This is a genomic window from Streptomyces sp. NBC_00536 (assembly GCF_036346295.1).
In the GTDB taxonomy this organism is placed as follows: Bacteria; Actinomycetota; Actinomycetes; order Streptomycetales; family Streptomycetaceae; genus Streptomyces.
Genome location: NZ_CP107819.1, coordinates 4609183 through 4625928, shown reverse-complemented (window position 1 = coordinate 4625928; position 16746 = coordinate 4609183). Strand labels below are relative to the sequence as shown.

Genomic DNA, 16746 nt, shown 5'->3' with positions numbered 1-16746 from the left:
GACGCAAGCGCTACGCCGCCGACGTCGACAAGGCCAGGTCCGTCGCCACGCGGGAAGCGACCTCTTCGGCGTAGGCGGCGTCCGCGCGGTCGAACGGGGGGCGGGACGGGCCGCGCAGGAACGTCAGGATGCCCAGGCTCCGGCCCCGGCTGCGCAGGACCACGCACAGCCCGTGCGCCGCGCCCTGCGGCCACTGCCGGGTCCTGGCCCACCCCTCGGCCGCCGCCCCCACCGGCGCGCTGGCCCGTACCGAGCCGATCCGGTCCAGCGCCTGCAGCGCCGGGTGCCCGGGCTCGTAGCGGACCGGGATCGCCCCCGGCCCCGGCAGCAGCGGGCCCGCGGCGGGCACCGCCCCGGACGGGGACACGGGCGAGCGGACCAGCCGTGCCCCGTCCGCGGCCAGTACGTCGATCAGCGCGTGGTCCGCGAACCCGGCCAGCGCGAACTCCAGCCGGACCGCCGCCGCCTCCGCCGATTCCTCGCACTCCCCCGCCGCCCGGCCCGCCCGGTGCAGCTGCTGGGAGCGGAACCGCAGCTGCGCGGTGTCCAGTTCCGCCTGCCGGGCCTCGGTGATGTCCTGGAACAGCCAGCCGACCCCCAGCGGCACCGGTTCCTCCGCCAGCGGCGAGGCCAGGCGCAGGAACCCGCTGCGCCAGCAGCGCCGGCGTACGCCCGCGGCCGTCCGTACCGAAACCCACAGCTCCACCGGCCCGGGCGGCGGCCCCTCGGCCAGGACGTGCTGCAGAGCGCCCTCCAGGTCCTCCACGCCCTGCGCGAGCAGCTCCCCGAGCGGCCGCCCCAGCAGCGCGGTCCGCCCCGATCCGAAGGCGGTGGCCGCCTGCGCGTTGACGACGGCGGGCCGCAGGTCCACATCGACCAGCACGACCCCCCACGAGGCGTCGTCCATCAGCGCCTCGCTGAGCGCGATGGACCGCTCCAGGTCGATCTGCGCGTGCACCTCGCTGAACGCGCAGTACACCCCGGCCGGTTTCCCGCCCGCGCCCTGCACCCCGGCCGACTGGGTCCGCACGAGCACCCGCCCGCCGTCCTTGGTGACCAGCGCGAACTCGTGCACCTGGCGGCCCGGCACGTCCTGCGCGGCCATCAGTCTGGCCTCGACGTCCTGCGCGTCGGCGGCGCGCGCCGCCCATCCGGCGAACCCCCGCCGCCCCACCGCCTCGGCGGCCGACCACCCCAGGATCCGCTCGGCCTCGCGGTTCCAGTGCGTGATCACGCCGTCGGCATCGAACGCGCAGAGCGCCGCGTCCATCCCGTCCAGCAGCGCGGCGAGCAGATCGTCGGTGGTCTCACTACGTCCGAAGGCACTCACCTGGGACCCCCTGCAGGTGTTCGCGTGTGCGGCACGTCAGATCATTGAACTGGAACGTGACGCAGCCCACACCCCGTTCGTGAAAATCCGTGCACCCGTGGGCGGTGTGGACAGCACAGCCATCGGACGACCACACGTTCGAGTGAGCGCCGGGTCTCCGCCCGCGCCACGCGCTCCCAGCCGGATAGCGTCGGCCTCATCACGAGAAGGGAGGTCACTCGCTCCCTCATGGAGTGACCAGCCCCAGTCATCACGATCCGCGGATCAGACGAGGTGCCTCGATGACTACGTTCTCTGTAGGTGAGCAGACCCACCAGGCTGTGCTTCCTCAGCAGCCTGCTCTGGAATCCGTGAGCGCAGACACCCCCGGGAGCAGGGACGAAACGGCTCACGGACTCCCGGCCGCAAGGCCGGGTACCGGCAGGGAACATGGGCGAGGGGAGACCGGCGGGAACCGCACCTGGACCCGTCGGCGAAACGCCGGATCCACTGCTTCGGCAGTGTCCACGGCAGAGACCGGGAGCGGTGACGCTCCCAGCCCCACAGCGAGCCGGGTGTTCGTCGTGGCAAAGGGGGGCGAGCCGCTCATGCCGTGCCACCCCGCACGAGCGCGCGAGCTGCTCGAGAGCGGACGTGCCGTCGTGGCGCGGCGAGTCCCCTTCACCATCCGGCTCAAGGACCGGTCCCGCGAGGACTCCACCGTCACGGGCGTACAGCTGCGCATCGACCCCGGGTCCAAAGCGACAGGAATCGCCGTGACCGATGGACGGGAGCTCCTCGGCCCACGAGGTCTCACCGCCCTGGCATGCCGGGGTCTGATCACGATCGAACTGCGGCATCGGGGACAACAGATCCACCGCGGCATGATGCGGCGCGCGGGTTACCGTCGCCGCCGACGCTCGGCGAACCTCCGGCACCGGGCTCCGCGGCACAAAAACCGCACTCGGCCGAGCGGCTGGCTCCCGCCCTCCCTGCGCCATCGCATCGACTCCACGATGTCTCTCGTCACGAAGCTGTGCCGATACGCACCGGTTCTCGAGATCCACGTGGAGCAGGTCGCCTTCGATACGAGTGTCGTCGCAGGGGTCGGGGAATCCGGCTCTTCGGAGGGCTGGGAAGCGACGTACACCGGGTCCGAGGTCCGGGCGTTCCTCCTGGCCAAATGGAACGGATCGTGTGCCTATTGCGACGCCACGGAAGTACCGCTCGACATCGAACATGTGCGCCCCCGTCGCTACGGAGGATCGGACCGGGTGTCGAATCTCGTGCTCGCCTGCGCGCCCTGCAATCAGCTGAAGGGGACGCGACGCATCGAAGATTTCCTCAATGACCAGCCTTCCCGTCTGGAGAAAGTGATCGCCCAGCTCAGGCGACCGCTGCAGGACATCGCCGTCATGAACGCCACCAGGCACCAGCTCGTGGAGACACTCTCCACGATCGGGGTACCTGTACATCCCTGGTCGGGCGGGCACACCCGCTGGAACCGCGCCGCGATGGGGCTGCCCAAGAGCCACACGATCGACGCCCTGGCGACCGGACTCCTCGATCATGACCGGGATTCGATCGCACGGATACCCGCACAGGTCTTGGTGGTGACCTCGACCGGGCGCGGTTCGTACGCGAGGACCACGCCGGACCGTTTCGGGTTCCCCCGCTTGCGGCGGCCTCGCAGCAAGATCCACCACGGATACGCGACCGGCGACTTGGTGGAGGCGGTCGTTCCCAGGGGGAAGTGGGCCGGCCGCTGGGTGGGGCGCATCGCGGTGCGGGCGAGTGGCCAGCATCGCGTCACCACGCTGACCAGCCGCTTCGATGTCTCGCACCGGCACCTGCGGATGCTTCAACGAGCCGATGGATACGGCTATGGATTCGCCCCCGAAATTCGATTGAGCGCAGGGCGGGAGGCTGCTTACAGTGGTCGCACACTGAAAGGAGGTGATCCCGGAAATGTACGAACTCCGGACGCGTGAGGTGACTGCGGGCTAAGCGCCCGTCGTCGCACGCACCCAGTGCGGTGCCCGGCGGGATCGCCGAGCGCCAATCCCAAGCAGTCACCCGACCCGCGGGCTCGCCGGTACGTCCGGCCGGCTTCTCTCACTGCAGGAGAGAAACCCGAGCCCGCGGGTCGTCTGTTTTTCCGGTGTTTTCCGACGGCCCCGCGGGGGCTACGGGCACAGGCGCTCGACGCGCCACTTCTCGCCGTCGCGGACGTACTTCAGGCGGTCGTGCAGGCGGTTCTCGTGGCCCTGCCAGAACTCCACCTCCTGCGGCACCACCCGTACGCCGCCCCATTCCGGCGGCACCGGGACCTGCTCCCCCTCCGGATAGCGTTCGGCCAGCTCCGCGTAGCGGCGGTCCAGCTCGGCGCGCGAGGAGATCACCCGGGACTGCTCGCTCGCCCAGGCCCCCAGCTGTGAGCCGTGCGGGCGCGAGCGGAAGTACGCGGCAGTCTCGTCCCGGCCGGTCCGCACCGCGGCGCCGGTGACCACCACCTGCCGGGCGATCGGGTGCCACGGGAAGAGCAGGCCCACGTACGGGTTCTCGGCCAGTTCCGTGCCCTTGCGCGAGCCGTAGTTGGTGAAGAAGACGAAACCGCGCTCGTCGAACTGCTTGAGCAGCACGGTGCGGGAGCTGGGCCGCCCGTCGGGGGTGGCGGTCGAGACGACCATCGCGTTCGGCTCGAAGAGGCGCGCGTCGGCGGCCTGCCGGAACCACTGCGCGAACTGCTCCATGGGGTCCGCGGCGAGGCCGTCCTCGGCGAGGATCTCCGAGCGGTACTGCATCCGCATGAGGGCGGGGTCAAGATCCTTGTCTGTCACCCCGCCATCCTGCCGCAGGACGACTTCCAGGGGTGTGCCGTATGTCACGCTTCCGCAGGCCATCCCGAGCGGACAAAATCTTGGGGCCGGTCCGCTGGTTCCCGTGAGGGTGACCATCGGCCCTGCCGGGCATCAACGGGGATGACCGCGCCGGACCGCGAATCACGCCGGGAGCCGCGCGTGTTCGCATCTATCTGAGGAGCCGCCTGATGTCCGACTTCGTACCCGGGCTCGAAGGGGTCGTCGCGTTCGAGACCGAGATCGCCGAGCCCGACAAGGAGGGCGGATCGCTCCGTTACCGGGGTGTCGACATCGAAGACCTGGTCGGTCACGTGTCCTTCGGGAACGTCTGGGGCCTGCTGGTCGACGGTGCGTTCAACCCGGGGCTGCCCGCCGCCGAGCCCTTCCCGATCCCGGTGCACTCCGGTGACATCCGGGTCGACGTGCAGTCCGCGCTGGCGATGCTGGCCCCCGTGTGGGGTCTGAAACCGCTGCTGGACATCGACGAGCGGACCGCCCGTGACGACCTCGCGCGCGCGGCCGTGATGGCCCTGTCGTACGTCGCCCAGTCCGCCCGCGGCCAGGGCCTGCCGATGGTGCCGCAGAGCGAGATCGACAAGGCCGAGTCCGTCGTCGAACGCTTCATGATCCGCTGGCGGGGCGAGCCCGACCCCAAGCACGTCAAGGCCGTCGACGCCTACTGGACCTCGGCCGCCGAGCACGGCATGAACGCGTCCACCTTCACCGCCCGGGTCATCGCGTCCACCGGCGCCGATGTCGCGGCCGCGCTGTCGGGGGCCGTCGGTGCCATGTCCGGGCCGCTGCACGGCGGGGCGCCGTCCCGCGTGCTGGGCATGATCGAGGAGATCGAGCGCAGCGGCGACGCGGTGGCGTACGTGAAGAAGGCCCTGGACAAGGGCGAGCGGCTGATGGGCTTCGGGCACCGCGTCTACCGCGCCGAGGACCCGCGCGCCCGCGTGCTGCGCCGGACGGCCAAGGAGCTGGACGCGCCGCGCTACGAGGTGGCGGCGGCGCTGGAGAAGGCCGCGCTGGAGGAGCTGCACGCGCGGCGCCCCGACCGCGTGCTCGCGACGAACGTGGAGTTCTGGGCGGCGATCATGCTGGACTTCGCGGAGGTCCCGGCGCACATGTTCACCTCGATGTTCACCTGCGCCCGCACCGCCGGGTGGTCGGCGCACATCCTGGAGCAGAAGCGCACGGGCCGCCTGGTCCGTCCTTCGGCGCGCTACGTCGGCCCGGGCACCCGGGAGCCGCAGGCGGTCGAGGGGTACGCCGACATCGCCCAGTAGATCGCCCGGTATGGGGAAAGGGTGCCGCCCCGGGGTCAGGCCCGGGGCGGGCCCAGGGCGGTGTCCAGGATCGCGGCCCACTGGGTGACCACCCGGTCGCGGCGGGCGGTGTCGTCGGTGAGGACGTTCGCCAGGCCCAGCCCGCGCGCCATGTCCAGGAAGCCCTGGACGGTCTCCCGGGCCCCGGGTACGGACTCGTCGGCGCCCAGCAGTTCCACCGCGATGCGGTGGGTCTCGCGGCCGACCCGGGCCTCCAGCTCGATGACCGGGGGCCGCAGCTGCTCCTCGTTGGAGGCGGCCACCCACAGCTGGAGCGCGGCCCGGAAGAGGGCGCCCGTGTACAGGTCCACGACGGCGTGGACCACCTCGGCGCGCGGTGCCGGGCCCGCCTGGAACAGCTCGCGCAGGGCGGTGGAGCGTTCCTCGGCGACGTACTGGACGGCGGCCGTGAACAGGGATTCGCGGGTGGGGAAGTGGTGCTGGGCCGCGCCCCGGGAGACCCCGGCGCGCTCGGCGACGACGGCGACGGTGGAGCCCGCCCAGCCGTGTTCGGCCAGGCAGGACACGGCCGCTTCGAGGAGGTGGCGCCGGGTGACCCGGCTGCGGGCCTGCTTCGGGGCCCCGCGGGTGGCTCTCGGCCGGGGGGCGCTCTGCTGCGGGCCGCCGTGTTGGGGGCCGCCGTGCTGCGGGTCGGTCAGCTGCGGGCCGCTGTGCTGCGGGTCGGTCAGGACGTCCATGACGGGTCCCGGCGCTCGAAGAGGGCCGTGATGCCCTCGCGGGCCTCGGCGGAGCCGAAGAGGGACGCGGACAGCGCGGTCAGCCGTTCCCCGTCCTGCTCCAGGGCGGCCCGTACGGGTGCGGTGACCAGCGCCTTCGACTCGGCGAGGCCCTGCGGGGAGGCCTTGCGCAGCCCTGCGAGGACGGGTTCGAGGGCCTCGTCGACATCGTCGGCGTGCAGGGTGAGCAGCCCGATCCGGGCCGCCTCGGCCGGTCCGAAGCGTTCGGCGGTGAGGAAGTAGCGGGCCGCGGCCCGGGGGTCGAGCCGGGGCAGCAGCGGGATCGAGATCACCGCCGGGGCCAGGCCCAGGTGGCTCTCGGTGAAGGCGTACGAGGACTGCGGCCCGGCGGCGGCGATGTCGCAGGCGCCGAGCAGCCCGAGGCCGCCGGCCCGGACGTGTCCGGTCACCCGGGCCACGACCGGCTTGGGCAGTTCGGCCAGCTCGCGCAGCAGGGCCAGGAAGTCCTCGGGGGCGAAGGGGTTCTTCAGGTCCGCGCCGGCGCAGAAGGTGGTGCCGGTGTGGGTGAGGACGATGGCCCGGACCGCCGGGTCCGCGCCCGCCGCGGCGAGGGCCGCGCGCAGCTCGCCGACGAGTTCCGCGGAGAGCGCGTTGCGGTTCTCCGGCGCGTCGAGCGTGAGGGTGGTGATGCCGCGGGCGTGCGCGGATCCGACGATCGGGGTCATGTCCGTTCCTCCGGCCCTTCCGTTCTAGTACGACTTGGGCAGGCCCAGGGTCTGGTGCGAGACGAAGTTGAGGATCATCTCGCGGCTGACGGGTGCGATACGGGCCACCCGGGAGGCGGTGATGAGGGAGGCGAGTCCGTATTCGCGGGTGAGGCCGTTGCCGCCGAGGGTGTGGACGGACTGGTCCACCGCCCGTACGCAGGCCTCGGCGGCAGCGTACTTGGCCATGTTGGCCGCTTCTCCGGCGCCCATGTCGTCCCCGGCGTCGTAGAGGTGGGCGGCCTTCTGCATCATCAGGCGGGCCAGTTCGAGTTCGATGTGGGCGGCCGCCAGGGGGTGGGCGACGGCCTGGTGGCTGCCGATGGGCTCCTTCCACACCTGCCGGGTCTTGGCGTAGTCGACCGCCTTGGCCAGGGCGTAGCGGCCCATGCCGATGGCGAAGGCGGCGGTCATGACGCGTTCGGGGTTGAGTCCGGCGAAGAGCTGGAGCAGGCCCGCGTCCTCGTCGCCGACGAGGGCGTCGGCGGGCAGCCGGACCTCGTCGAGGACGAGTTCGAACTGTTTCTCGGCAGCCTGGAGTTCCATGTCTATGACCGAACGGGTGAAGCCGGGTGTATCACGCTCGACGATGAAGAGGCACGGCTTGAGGCGTCCGGTCCGGGCGTCCTCGGTGCGGCCGACGATCAGGGTGGCGTCGGCGATGTCCACGCCGGAGATGAAGACCTTGCGGCCGGTCAGGACCCAGTCGTCGCCGTCGCGGCGGGCGGTGGTGGTGATGCGGTGGGAGTTGGATCCGGCGTCGGGTTCGGTGATGCCGAAGGCCATGGTGCGGCTGCCGTCGGCGAGGCCGGGGAGCCAGGCCCGCTTCTGGGCGTCGGTGCCGAAGCGGGCGATGACCGTGCCGCAGATGGCGGGCGAGACCACCATCATCAGCAGCGGGCAGCCCGCGGCGCCCAGTTCTTCGAGCACGATGGAGAGTTCGGCGATGCCGCCGCCTCCGCCGCCGTACTCCTCGGGGAGGTTGACCCCGAGGTAGCCGAGCTTGGCGGCGTCGGCCCACAGCTCGTCGGGGTGGCGGCCCTCGCGGGCCACCCGGGCGAGGTACTCACGGCCGTAGCGCTGCCCGAGGGCGGCGACGGCCGCGCGCAGGGCCTGGTGTTCCGCGGATTCGACAACGGTGTTGCTCATGCGGGCGGTTCCTCCTGGACGACGGCGAGCAGGGCGCCGAATTCGACCTGGTGGCCGAGGACGGCGTGGAGCGCGGTGAGCGTGCCGGAGGCGGGCGAGACGATGCGGTGCTCCATCTTCATGGCCTCCAGCCAGAGCAGGGGCTGCCCGGCGGTGACGGCGGAGCCGGTGGCGAGGCCCTCGGCGATCCGCACGACGGTGCCGGGCATGGGGGCGAGCAGGGATCCGGGTTCGGTGCGGTCCTGGGGTTCGGCGAACCGGGGCAGCCGGATCAGGGTGTGCGCGCCGAGCGGTGAATCGACGTAAACCTCGGGGCTGTTCGATTTGTGTTTCACGTGGAACAACCGCTGGACCCCGTCGACTTCGAGGGTGACGGAGTCCGGTGCGGTGGCCACGACGCGGACGCCGGGCCGGTCCACGAGCTGCGGGGGGCCGCTGCGGGACGGCCGGTAGCGGACCTCGTGGGCCGTCCCGGCGGCGGTGTAGCGGCGGCTCTGCGGCTGGGACGGCACATTGCGCCAGCCGCCGATCCGGGTGGCGAGCGGCGCGTCCGGGGCCGGGGCGGCCTCGGCGAGGGCGGCGGCGACGGCCGCCAGGGCGGCGTCCGGGGCCGCTTCGGTGAGGGCGCCCAGGTGGCGTTCGTAGAACCCGGTGTCGAGGCGGGCGGCGGCGAACTCCGGGTGGCGCAGCGAGCGCACCAGCAGGTCCCGGTTGGTGGTGAGGCCGTGGATACGGGCCCGGGCCAGCGCGCCGGCCAGCGCGCGGACGGCTTCGGCGCGGGTCGGGGCGTGCGCGATGACCTTGGCGAGCATCGGGTCGTAGTGCACGCCGACGGTGTCGCCGTCGGCGAAGCCCGTGTCCACGCGGATCCCGTCCCCGGCCCCGGGGACGGACAGGGTGTGCAGGACACCGGCCTGTGGACGCCAGTCCTGGGCGGGGTCCTCCGCGTACAGCCGGGCCTCCACCGCGTGACCGGACGCCCGCGGCGGGTTCAGGGGCAGCGCCCCGCCCTCGGCGATGCGCAGCTGGAGGGCGACGAGGTCGAGGCCGTGGACGGCTTCGGTGACGGGGTGTTCCACCTGGAGGCGGGTGTTCATCTCCAGGAAGTACGGGCGGCCCTCCGCGGTGACGAGGAACTCGACGGTGCCCGCGCCCTGGTAGGACACCGCGCGGGCGGCGGCGACGGCGGCCTCGTGGAGGGTGGTGCGCAGGCTCTCGGGGAGGCCGGGGGCCGGGGCCTCCTCGATGACCTTCTGGTGGCGGCGCTGGAGGGAGCAGTCCCGGGTGCCGAGCGCCCAGACGGTGCCGTGGGCGTCGGCGAGGACCTGCACTTCCACGTGCCGGCCGCGCTCGACGTACGGCTCCGCGAAGACCTCGCCGTCACCGAAGGCGGACCGGGCCTCCGCGGCGGCGGCTTCCAGTTCCTCCTTGAGGGAGCCGAGTTCGCGGACGACCCGCATGCCCCGGCCGCCGCCGCCCGCGGCGGCCTTGAGGAGCAGCGGCAGGTCGGCGGCCGTGGCGGTGGCCGGGTCGACCGGGTCGAGGAGCGGGACCCCGGCGGCGCGCATCAGCTCCTTGGCCCGGGTCTTGGAGGCCATGGCCTCGATCGCCTCGGGCGGCGGCCCGATCCAGAGCAGCCCGGCGGCGCGCACGGCGCGGGCGAAGCCGGCGTTCTCGGAGAGGAACCCGTACCCGGGGTGGACGGCGTCGGCGCCCGCGGCGAGGGCCGCCTTCACCAGGAGTTCGCCGCGCAGGTAGGTCTCGGCGGGGGCGGCCCCGGGCAGCCGCACGGCCGCGTCGGCCTCCCGGACGTGCAGGGCCCGGGCGTCGGGGTCGGCGTACACGGCGACGGTCTCGATGCCCAGGGCGCGGGCGGTGCGGAAGATCCGTACCGCGATCTCCCCGCGGTTGGCGACGAGCAGCGATCCGATCGCCTTGGACGGCGCGAAGTCGGGCTGGGTGGTCTCGGGTGAGGTGGTCATGTGGGGGCTCACATCCGGAAGATGCCGAAGCCGCCACGGGCGCCCTCGACGGGGGCGTTGTGGACGGCCGACAGGCACAGGCCGAGGATGGTGCGGGTGTCGCGCGGGTCGATGACCCCGTCGTCGTACAGCCGCCCGGACAGGAACATCGGCAGGGACTCCGACTCGATCTGCTGCTCCACGAAGGCGCGCATCCCGGCGTCGGCCTCGTCGTCGTACGGCTGCCCCTTCGCCGCGGCCGAAGCGCGGGCGACGATCGACAGCACGCCCGCGAGCTGCTGCGGGCCCATGACCGCGGACTTGGCTCCGGGCCAGGCGAAGAGGAAGCGGGGGTCGTAGGCCCGGCCGCACATGCCGTAGTGCCCGGCGCCGTAGGAGGCTCCGATGAGGACGGACAGGTGCGGGACCTTCGAGTTGGACACCGCGTTGATCATCATCGAGCCGTGCTTGATGATCCCGCCCTGCTCGTACTCCTTGCCGACCATGTAGCCGGTGGTGTTGTGCAGGAACAGGAGCGGGATGTCGCGCTGGTTCGCGAGCTGGATGAACTGGGCGGCCTTCTGCGACTCGGCGCTGAACAGCACGCCCTGGGCATTGGCGAGGATGCCCACCGGATGGCCGTGCAGGCTCGCCCAGCCCGTGACCAGGCTGGTGCCGTACAGCGGCTTGAACTCGTCGAAGTCGGAACCGTCGACCAGCCGGGCGATCACCTCGCGCGGGTCGAAAGGGGTCTTGAGGTCGGCCGGCACGATCCCGAGCAGGTCCTCGGCGTCGTACAGCGGCTCCTGGGCCTTCGGCGGAGCGGGCCGCGCCCGGCGGTGGTTGAGCCGGGCCACGATCCGCCGGGCCTGGCGGATCGCGTCCTCCTCGTCGACGGCGTAGTGGTCGGCGAGGCCCGACGTACGGGCGTGCATGTCGGCGCCGCCGAGCGACTCGTCGTCGCTCTCCTCACCGGTCGCCATCTTGACCAGCGGCGGACCGCCGAGGAACACCTTCGACCGGTCCTTGATCATCACGGTGTGGTCGGACATCCCGGGGATGTACGCCCCGCCCGCCGTGGAGTTGCCGAAGACCACGGCGATGGTCGGGATCCCGGCGGCGGAGAGCCGGGTGATGTCCCGGAAGACCGCCCCGCCGGGGATGAAGATCTCCTTCTGCGACGGGAGGTCGGCGCCACCGGACTCGACCAGGCTGATGCAGGGCAGCCGGTTGGCGCGGGCGATCTCGTTCGCCCGCAGGGCCTTCTTCAGGGTCCACGGGTTGGAGGCGCCGCCGCGCACCGTCGGATCGTTGGCGGTGACCAGGCACTCGACGCCCTCCACCACCCCGATCCCGGTCACCATCGAGGCGCCCACGGGGTAGTCGCTGCCCCACGCCGCGAGCGGGGACAGCTCCAGGAACGGGGTGTCCGGATCGAGGAGCAGCTCGATCCGCTCGCGCGCGAGCAGCTTGCCGCGCGCCCGGTGCCGGGCCGTGTACTTCTCGCCGCCGCCCGCCAGCGCCTTGGCGTGCTCGGCGTCGAGAGCCTCGATCCGCTCCAGGGCGGCGGCCCGGTGGGCCAGGTGGTCGGGGTCGCGGGTGTCGACGCTGGTGCCGAGCCGGGTCATGGGCGGCTCACCTCCGGAAGGGAGAAGGGGGAGAGGGGAGAGGGCAGGAGAGGAACGGGGATGTCGAGGTGGCGGGCGCGCAGCCATTCGCCGAGCGCCTTGGCCTGCGGGTCGAAGCGGTGCCCGGAGGCGACTCCGTCGCCGAGGATGCCGGTGACGACGAAGTTCAGGGCGCGCAGGCCCGGCAGGTCGTGCCGGGTGACCGGCAGCCCGGCCGTCTCGGGGAGCAGCTCCCGGAACAGATCCACGGTGAGGGTGGCGCGCAGCCATTCCCAGGCGTCCGCGCTCTCCACCCACACCCCGACATTGGCGTCCCCGCCCTTGTCCCCGCTCCGGGCCCCGGCCACCAGCCCGAGGGGCACGCGCCGGGTGGGGCCCGCCGGGGGCCGCGGGGACGGGGAGGCGGTCGGAACCGGGGGCGGAGAAGGGGTTACCGGGGTGGGCGCGGGCGCCGGGATGGCCAGCCGGGTGCCGTCGGGGAGGACCGCCACGTGGGGGACGGTGTCCGCGGGCAGCTGCCCGGTGCTGAACACCCCGTACGGCTGGGCCGGTCCCGGCGGGGCCGTGACGTGGAATCCGGGGTAACTGCCCAGCGCCAGCTCGATCGCCGCCGAGGTCAGGGCCCGCCCGACCCGGTCGGCGGACGGGTCCCGGACCACCAGCCGCAGCATCGCGCTCGCCGTCTCCTGGGTCGGCGCGTCCTCGTGGTCGGTACGGGCGAGGGTCCAGCCGACATCGGCCACGCCCTCCAGGACCCCGGCCAGCTGGGCCCGTACGAGGTCCGCCTTCGCCTCGATGTCCAGCCCGGTCAGCACGAAGACGACCTCGTTGCGCCAGCCGCCGATCCGGGTGATCCCGGCCTTGAGCGTCGGCGGCGGCGCCTCGCCCCGCACACCGCTGATCCGGACCCGGTCCGGGCCGTCGTCGGTGAGCCGCACGGTGTCGAGACGGGCCGTCACGTCGGGGCCGAGGTACCGGGCGCCCTGGGTCTCGTACAGCAGCTGCGCCGTGACCGTCCCGGTGGTCACCACACCGCCCGTGCCGGGGTGTTTGGTGATGACGCTGGAACCGTCCGCCTCGATCTCGGCCAGCGGAAAGCCGGGACGGGACAGGTGCGCGTGACCGGTGAACTCGTGCCGGGTGAAGTCGTGCCGGGTGAAGAAGGAGTAGTTGCCGCCGGTCGCCTGGGTCCCGCACTCCAGCACGTGCCCGGCCACCACCGCCCCAGCCAGCCGGTCGTGGTCCCCCGGCGCCCAGTCGAACCACCAGGCCGCGGGGCCGCTGACCAGCGCCGCGTCCGTCACCCGGCCGGTGACGACCACGTCCGCGCCCGCCCGCAGGCAGGCCGCGATCCCGGCCCCGCCGAGGTAGGCGTTGGCGGTCAGCACCCCTTCGGCGTACGGCATCACGTCATCGCCCTCGACGTGCGCGACGGACACCGGGACACCGGTCTTCGCCGCCAGCTCGCGCACGGCGGCCGCGAGCCCGGCCGGGTTGAGACCGCCCGCGTTGGCGACGATCCGTACGCCCCGCTCGTGCGCGAGGCCGAGGCCCTCCTCCAGCTGGCGCAGGAAGGTCTTCGCGTAACCGAGCCCGGGGTCCTTGAGCCGGTCCCGGCCGAGGATCAGCATCGTCAGCTCGGCGAGGTAGTCCCCGGTGAGGACGTCCAGTTCACCGCCGGTCAGCATCTCCCGCACCGCCGAGAACCGGTCGCCGTAGAACCCGGACGCGTTGCCGATGCGCAGGGCGCGCCGCGCGCCGCTCACGCGGGACCACCGCCCGCCGCGCGGCCGGGCCCGGCCGGACCCGCGAAGGCCTGCGCGATGTCGAGCCACCGCTCGGCGTCGGCGCCCAGCGCCCGTACCCCGAGGTCGGCGCGGTGGGCCCGCTGGGTCACCAGCAGACAGAAGTCGAGGGCGGGCCCGGTGACCCGCTGCGGAGCGTCCACGGGACCGTACGCCCATACGTCGCCCGATCCATCGGGCGCGGCCAGCTCCACCCGGAACTCCCCCACGGGCAAGGGCAGTCCCCGCACGGCGAAGGCGTAGTCACGGGCCCGCACCCCGATCCGGGCGACGTGCCGCAGCCGGTCGGTGGGCGTACGGCGCACCCCGAGCGCGTCGGCGACGTCCTGGCCGTGCGCCCAGGTCTCCATCAGCCGGGCACTGGCCATGGAGGCGGCCTTCATGGGCGGCCCGTACCAGGGGAACCGCGCATCGGGCGAGGCTCCGGCGAGGGCCAGGTCCAAAGCGGTACGTCCGGCCCGCCAGCCCGCCAGCAACTCCGCGGGCGCGAGCGCGGCCCCCGCGTCCGCCCCGTCGTCGACGAACCTGTCGGGCGCGGCGAGCGCCGCCTCGACCATCTCCCCGAACCCGGCGGCGTCGGTGAGCGCCAGCAGCGCCGCCCGGTCGGTCCACGCCAGGTGCGCGATCTGATGGGCAACGCTCCACCCGGGCGCGGGAGTCGCCTTGGCCCACCCGGCCTCGGGCAAGTCGGCGACCAGGAGGTCGAGTTCCCGGGCCTCCGCGCGCAGGTCGGCGTAAACGGCTGCGGTGGATGATCCGGCGGCGGTGGACGGCGGTGACGGCTCGGACACGATGCGCTCCCTCAGGACCCCAGGACACGGCTGTGGTGGGAAGCCTGGCAGCGCGACAGAAAACAATCAAGCGTGCTTGCATTATTTTTCGGGCGGGGGTGGGTGGGGCCGGGGGGCGGGGTTGGATTCCGGAACGGGGTGGTGGTGTGCGGGAGTTGGCGCACCCGGGGTCGGTGAGGTTCCGGGGGCTGCCCGCCAGTTCAACTGTCTCTCCGGGGTGGGCCGGGCCCTCAAGGGCGCTCCTTCGTCGCGTCGCTACGCGACGGCCTACGGCCACCCTTGACCGCCCGCCCCACCCCGGAAAGCCAAGAACTGTCGGGCGGCCCCCGGGGGAAGGCATGGGGCACCTGGTCCACCTATCGGGGTTCCGGGCGGGTGGGCCGGGGCCCAGGTGCGGCCAAGCCGCGCCCTCCGGGCGGACAAGCAGCAAGCCGCACCTATATCGCTACGCGCTCCTCTGGGGGCGGCGTCTGCGGCCCGTTTTGGGCTGATGGGCGGTGCGGGAGGGCCGAAAGCTCGGCTGGACGAGCACGGAGTCAGGTCAAGCGACTCTCGACACTCAACACCCCTCCAAAACACCCCTTTTGTGATGCTTTGAACCCCTCGCTTTGGGGCGGACGGCCGCCCGACCCGTCTCCACTTCGGCCTGACGGAAGTCCCAGCCCCAAACAGCCCGCAGACGCCTCCCCGAGCGCAACTGTGTAGCGATCTGCCTGCGTGCTTGTCGTCTGTTGCTTGTCCGCCCGGAGGGCGCGGCTGGGCCGCACCCAGACCCCGGGCCGGTGATCAAGATGTGGCCGATGGGACCAGGTCCCCCATGCCTTCCCCCGGGGGCCGCCCGACAGTTCTTGGCTTTTCGTGACGGGGCGCGCTGTCAAGGGTGGCCGAAGGCCATCGCGAAGCGACGCGACCGCAGGGAGCGCCCTTGACAGCGTGACCCGGCACGAAGAGACAGTTGAACTGACGGGCAGCCCCCGGACGATCCCCGACCCCGGACACCCGAAGCCACCGCCTCTGCGGCGAAGCCGCACCCGGCGCAGCCGGGCCCCCAACTAAGAACTCGGGCGCCCCGTCACCGCCGCAGCTTCCGGAGCAGGAAGCAGAGCATCCAGCCGGCTCAACGCGAGACGGCGTTGTGCCACGGACAGCCCTGCCACCGCCCCGCCCAGCACCAGCCACCCCGCCGGGCCCGCCGTCATGACGGCGCCGGTCAGGAGGAGGGGGCCGAGGGACTTCTGGATGGATCCGGCCATGCCTGCCACGCCCAGGTAGGAGGCCCTCGACTCCTGCGGGGCGAGGGAGACTGCCAGCTCCCAGGAGCTGACCGAGCGGAAGAGTTCGGCCGTGGTGATCAGCAGGGCGGCGGCGAGCAGCGCGATCGACGCCGTCCACGCCCCGCCACCCGTCGCGGTGGCCACCACGACGCAGCAGGCGAGCAGGGTGAGGCCGTAGAGGAGCACCGCTCCGGCGGCCTGGCGCGGGGTCTTGACCCTGGCCGATACGTGCAGTTGGAGGATGACGACGAGCACGGTGTTGATCGCCAGGAAGGCCGGGACGATGGCGTGCGGGGCCGAGGTGTGGTCCACGAGCCAGAGCGGCAGGCCGACGTTGAGGATCGAGTCGTCGAGATTCATCGGGATGTCGAGGAGGACGAACCTGAGGTAGTGGCGGTCACGCCAAGGGCTGGTGGAAGCGGCGGGCTTGACGTCGGCCGAGCGTGCCACGACATGACCGTGGGCCCTGGGCTCGTGGGTGCGCCACACGAGGACGGCGGCCAGGACGAACGACAGGGCGTTGCCGAGGATCAGCGCCGCGTACGCCTCCCGGGTCCCGACGGCGAGTCCGATCGCGGCGATGCCCGCACCCACCGCGTATCCGGCGTTCGCCACACTGCGGAAGAGGGCCTGGTACTCCGAGCGCCGCTCCCCCGCGGCGCGGGTCGCGAACAGCATTTCCAGTGTCTTGGCCGCCCGGTCGCCCAGCGAGGTGATCGCGACGACGGCCAGCAGTACGTCGAACCGCGTGCACACGAGCATCAGGCACAGGGTCGCGACCCGCAGGAGGTGGCAGCCGATCAGCAGGACCCGTACGGGGAAACGGCCGGCCAGCCGTCCCGCCAGCGGCGACCCGGCGATCCCCGCCACCCCGGCCGCGCCGAGCAGCAGACCCAGCCGCCGGGCGTCCAGACCGACGGCGAAGGTGAAGTACAGGACCGACGAGGCGGCCCACACGCCCGTTCCGGTCCGGTCCAGCAACTGGGCGAGGAGCATGATCCGCGCATCCCGCCCACCCGGCGGCCGACGCAATTGCGCCCACAGCCCGCCCCTCGGCCCGCCCCCCGACCCGACCCCCATCACGCGCCCCCGCTCTCCCGCTCACCCGAAAAGTCTCTTGACGTCAAGAGACCCAGCGAGCGGCAGCTTGCCGGACATTAATCTCGACGTCAAGATAC

Annotated in this window: 12 protein-coding genes; 2 read left to right on the top strand and 10 right to left on the bottom strand. The window is 72.6% G+C overall.

Annotated features, from left to right (window positions below):
• Positions 1-10: 10 nt before the first annotated feature.
• On the bottom strand, positions 11-1330 hold the full coding sequence (locus tag OHS33_RS20350) for a PAS domain-containing protein (protein WP_330331834.1): 1320 nt from the start codon (positions 1328-1330) through the stop codon (positions 11-13).
• 554 nt (positions 1331-1884) lie between these two features.
• Here OHS33_RS20350 and iscB point away from each other — a divergent pair.
• Positions 1885-3300 carry an RNA-guided endonuclease IscB gene (gene iscB, locus OHS33_RS20345; protein WP_330331833.1) on the top strand — a complete coding sequence of 472 codons (1416 nt, stop codon included), beginning with the start codon at positions 1885-1887 and terminating at the stop codon, positions 3298-3300.
• A gap of 195 nt (positions 3301-3495) precedes the next feature.
• Here iscB and pdxH read toward each other — a convergent pair whose 3' ends face one another.
• Complete coding sequence (gene pdxH, locus OHS33_RS20340) at positions 3496-4119, bottom strand: pyridoxamine 5'-phosphate oxidase (protein ID WP_330335123.1); 624 nt, start codon at positions 4117-4119, stop codon at positions 3496-3498.
• A gap of 239 nt (positions 4120-4358) precedes the next feature.
• Here pdxH and OHS33_RS20335 point away from each other — a divergent pair, with 239 nt between their 5' ends.
• A complete protein-coding gene (locus OHS33_RS20335; protein WP_330331832.1) occupies positions 4359-5459 on the top strand; it encodes a citrate synthase 2 in 1101 nt (366 codons plus the stop codon).
• Positions 5460-5494: 35 nt separating this feature from the next.
• On the opposite strand, the gene OHS33_RS20330 is transcribed toward OHS33_RS20335, so the two are convergent.
• From OHS33_RS20330 to OHS33_RS20295, 8 genes are all read right to left on the bottom strand, one after another.
• Positions 5495-6196: a TetR/AcrR family transcriptional regulator gene (locus OHS33_RS20330; RefSeq protein WP_330331831.1), complete on the bottom strand. Its 702-nt coding sequence runs from the start codon at positions 6194-6196 to the stop codon at positions 5495-5497.
• The gene (locus OHS33_RS20325; RefSeq protein ID WP_330331830.1) at positions 6184-6921 is read right to left on the bottom strand and encodes an enoyl-CoA hydratase family protein; all 738 of its coding nucleotides are present in this window, start codon (positions 6919-6921) and stop codon (positions 6184-6186) included. Before OHS33_RS20325 ends, OHS33_RS20330 begins: the two co-directional genes overlap by 13 nt.
• A 24-nt stretch (positions 6922-6945) precedes the next feature.
• The gene (locus OHS33_RS20320; protein WP_330331829.1) at positions 6946-8109 is read right to left on the bottom strand and encodes an acyl-CoA dehydrogenase family protein; all 1164 of its coding nucleotides are present in this window, start codon (positions 8107-8109) and stop codon (positions 6946-6948) included.
• Positions 8106-10091: an ATP-binding protein gene (locus OHS33_RS20315; protein WP_330331828.1), complete on the bottom strand. Its 1986-nt coding sequence runs from the start codon at positions 10089-10091 to the stop codon at positions 8106-8108. The genes OHS33_RS20320 and OHS33_RS20315 overlap by 4 nt, the downstream gene beginning before the upstream one ends.
• 8 nt (positions 10092-10099) lie before the next feature.
• The gene (locus OHS33_RS20310; RefSeq protein WP_330331827.1) at positions 10100-11698 is read right to left on the bottom strand and encodes an acyl-CoA carboxylase subunit beta; all 1599 of its coding nucleotides are present in this window, start codon (positions 11696-11698) and stop codon (positions 10100-10102) included.
• A complete protein-coding gene (locus tag OHS33_RS20305) occupies positions 11695-13464 on the bottom strand; it encodes an acyclic terpene utilization AtuA family protein (protein ID WP_330331826.1) in 1770 nt (589 codons plus the stop codon). The genes OHS33_RS20310 and OHS33_RS20305 overlap by 4 nt, the downstream gene beginning before the upstream one ends.
• On the bottom strand, positions 13461-14294 hold the full coding sequence (locus OHS33_RS20300) for a TIGR03084 family metal-binding protein (RefSeq protein WP_330331825.1): 834 nt from the start codon (positions 14292-14294) through the stop codon (positions 13461-13463). The genes OHS33_RS20305 and OHS33_RS20300 overlap by 4 nt, the downstream gene beginning before the upstream one ends.
• A 1052-nt stretch (positions 14295-15346) precedes the next feature.
• Positions 15347-16564 (bottom strand): MFS transporter, encoded by a 1218-nt coding sequence (locus OHS33_RS20295; protein WP_330331824.1) that lies wholly within the window; start codon positions 16562-16564, stop codon positions 15347-15349.
• Positions 16565-16746 lie beyond the last annotated feature (182 nt).

What these genes read in the sequence shown, in the direction of transcription:
- pdxH (WP_330335123.1), bottom strand. Translation starts at nt 4,119, where the DNA reads ATGCGGATGCAGTACCGCTCGGAGATCCTCGCCGAGGACGGCCTCGCC.
- OHS33_RS20335 (WP_330331832.1), top strand. Translation starts at nt 4,359, where the DNA reads ATGTCCGACTTCGTACCCGGGCTCGAAGGGGTCGTCGCGTTCGAGACC.
- OHS33_RS20330 (WP_330331831.1), bottom strand. Translation starts at nt 6,196, where the DNA reads ATGGACGTCCTGACCGACCCGCAGCACAGCGGCCCGCAGCTGACCGAC.
- OHS33_RS20325 (WP_330331830.1), bottom strand. Translation starts at nt 6,921, where the DNA reads ATGACCCCGATCGTCGGATCCGCGCACGCCCGCGGCATCACCACCCTC.
- OHS33_RS20320 (WP_330331829.1), bottom strand. Translation starts at nt 8,109, where the DNA reads ATGAGCAACACCGTTGTCGAATCCGCGGAACACCAGGCCCTGCGCGCG.
- OHS33_RS20315 (WP_330331828.1), bottom strand. Translation starts at nt 10,091, where the DNA reads ATGACCACCTCACCCGAGACCACCCAGCCCGACTTCGCGCCGTCCAAG.
- OHS33_RS20310 (WP_330331827.1), bottom strand. Translation starts at nt 11,698, where the DNA reads ATGACCCGGCTCGGCACCAGCGTCGACACCCGCGACCCCGACCACCTG.
- OHS33_RS20295 (WP_330331824.1), bottom strand. Translation starts at nt 16,564, where the DNA reads ATGCTCCTCGCCCAGTTGCTGGACCGGACCGGAACGGGCGTGTGGGCC.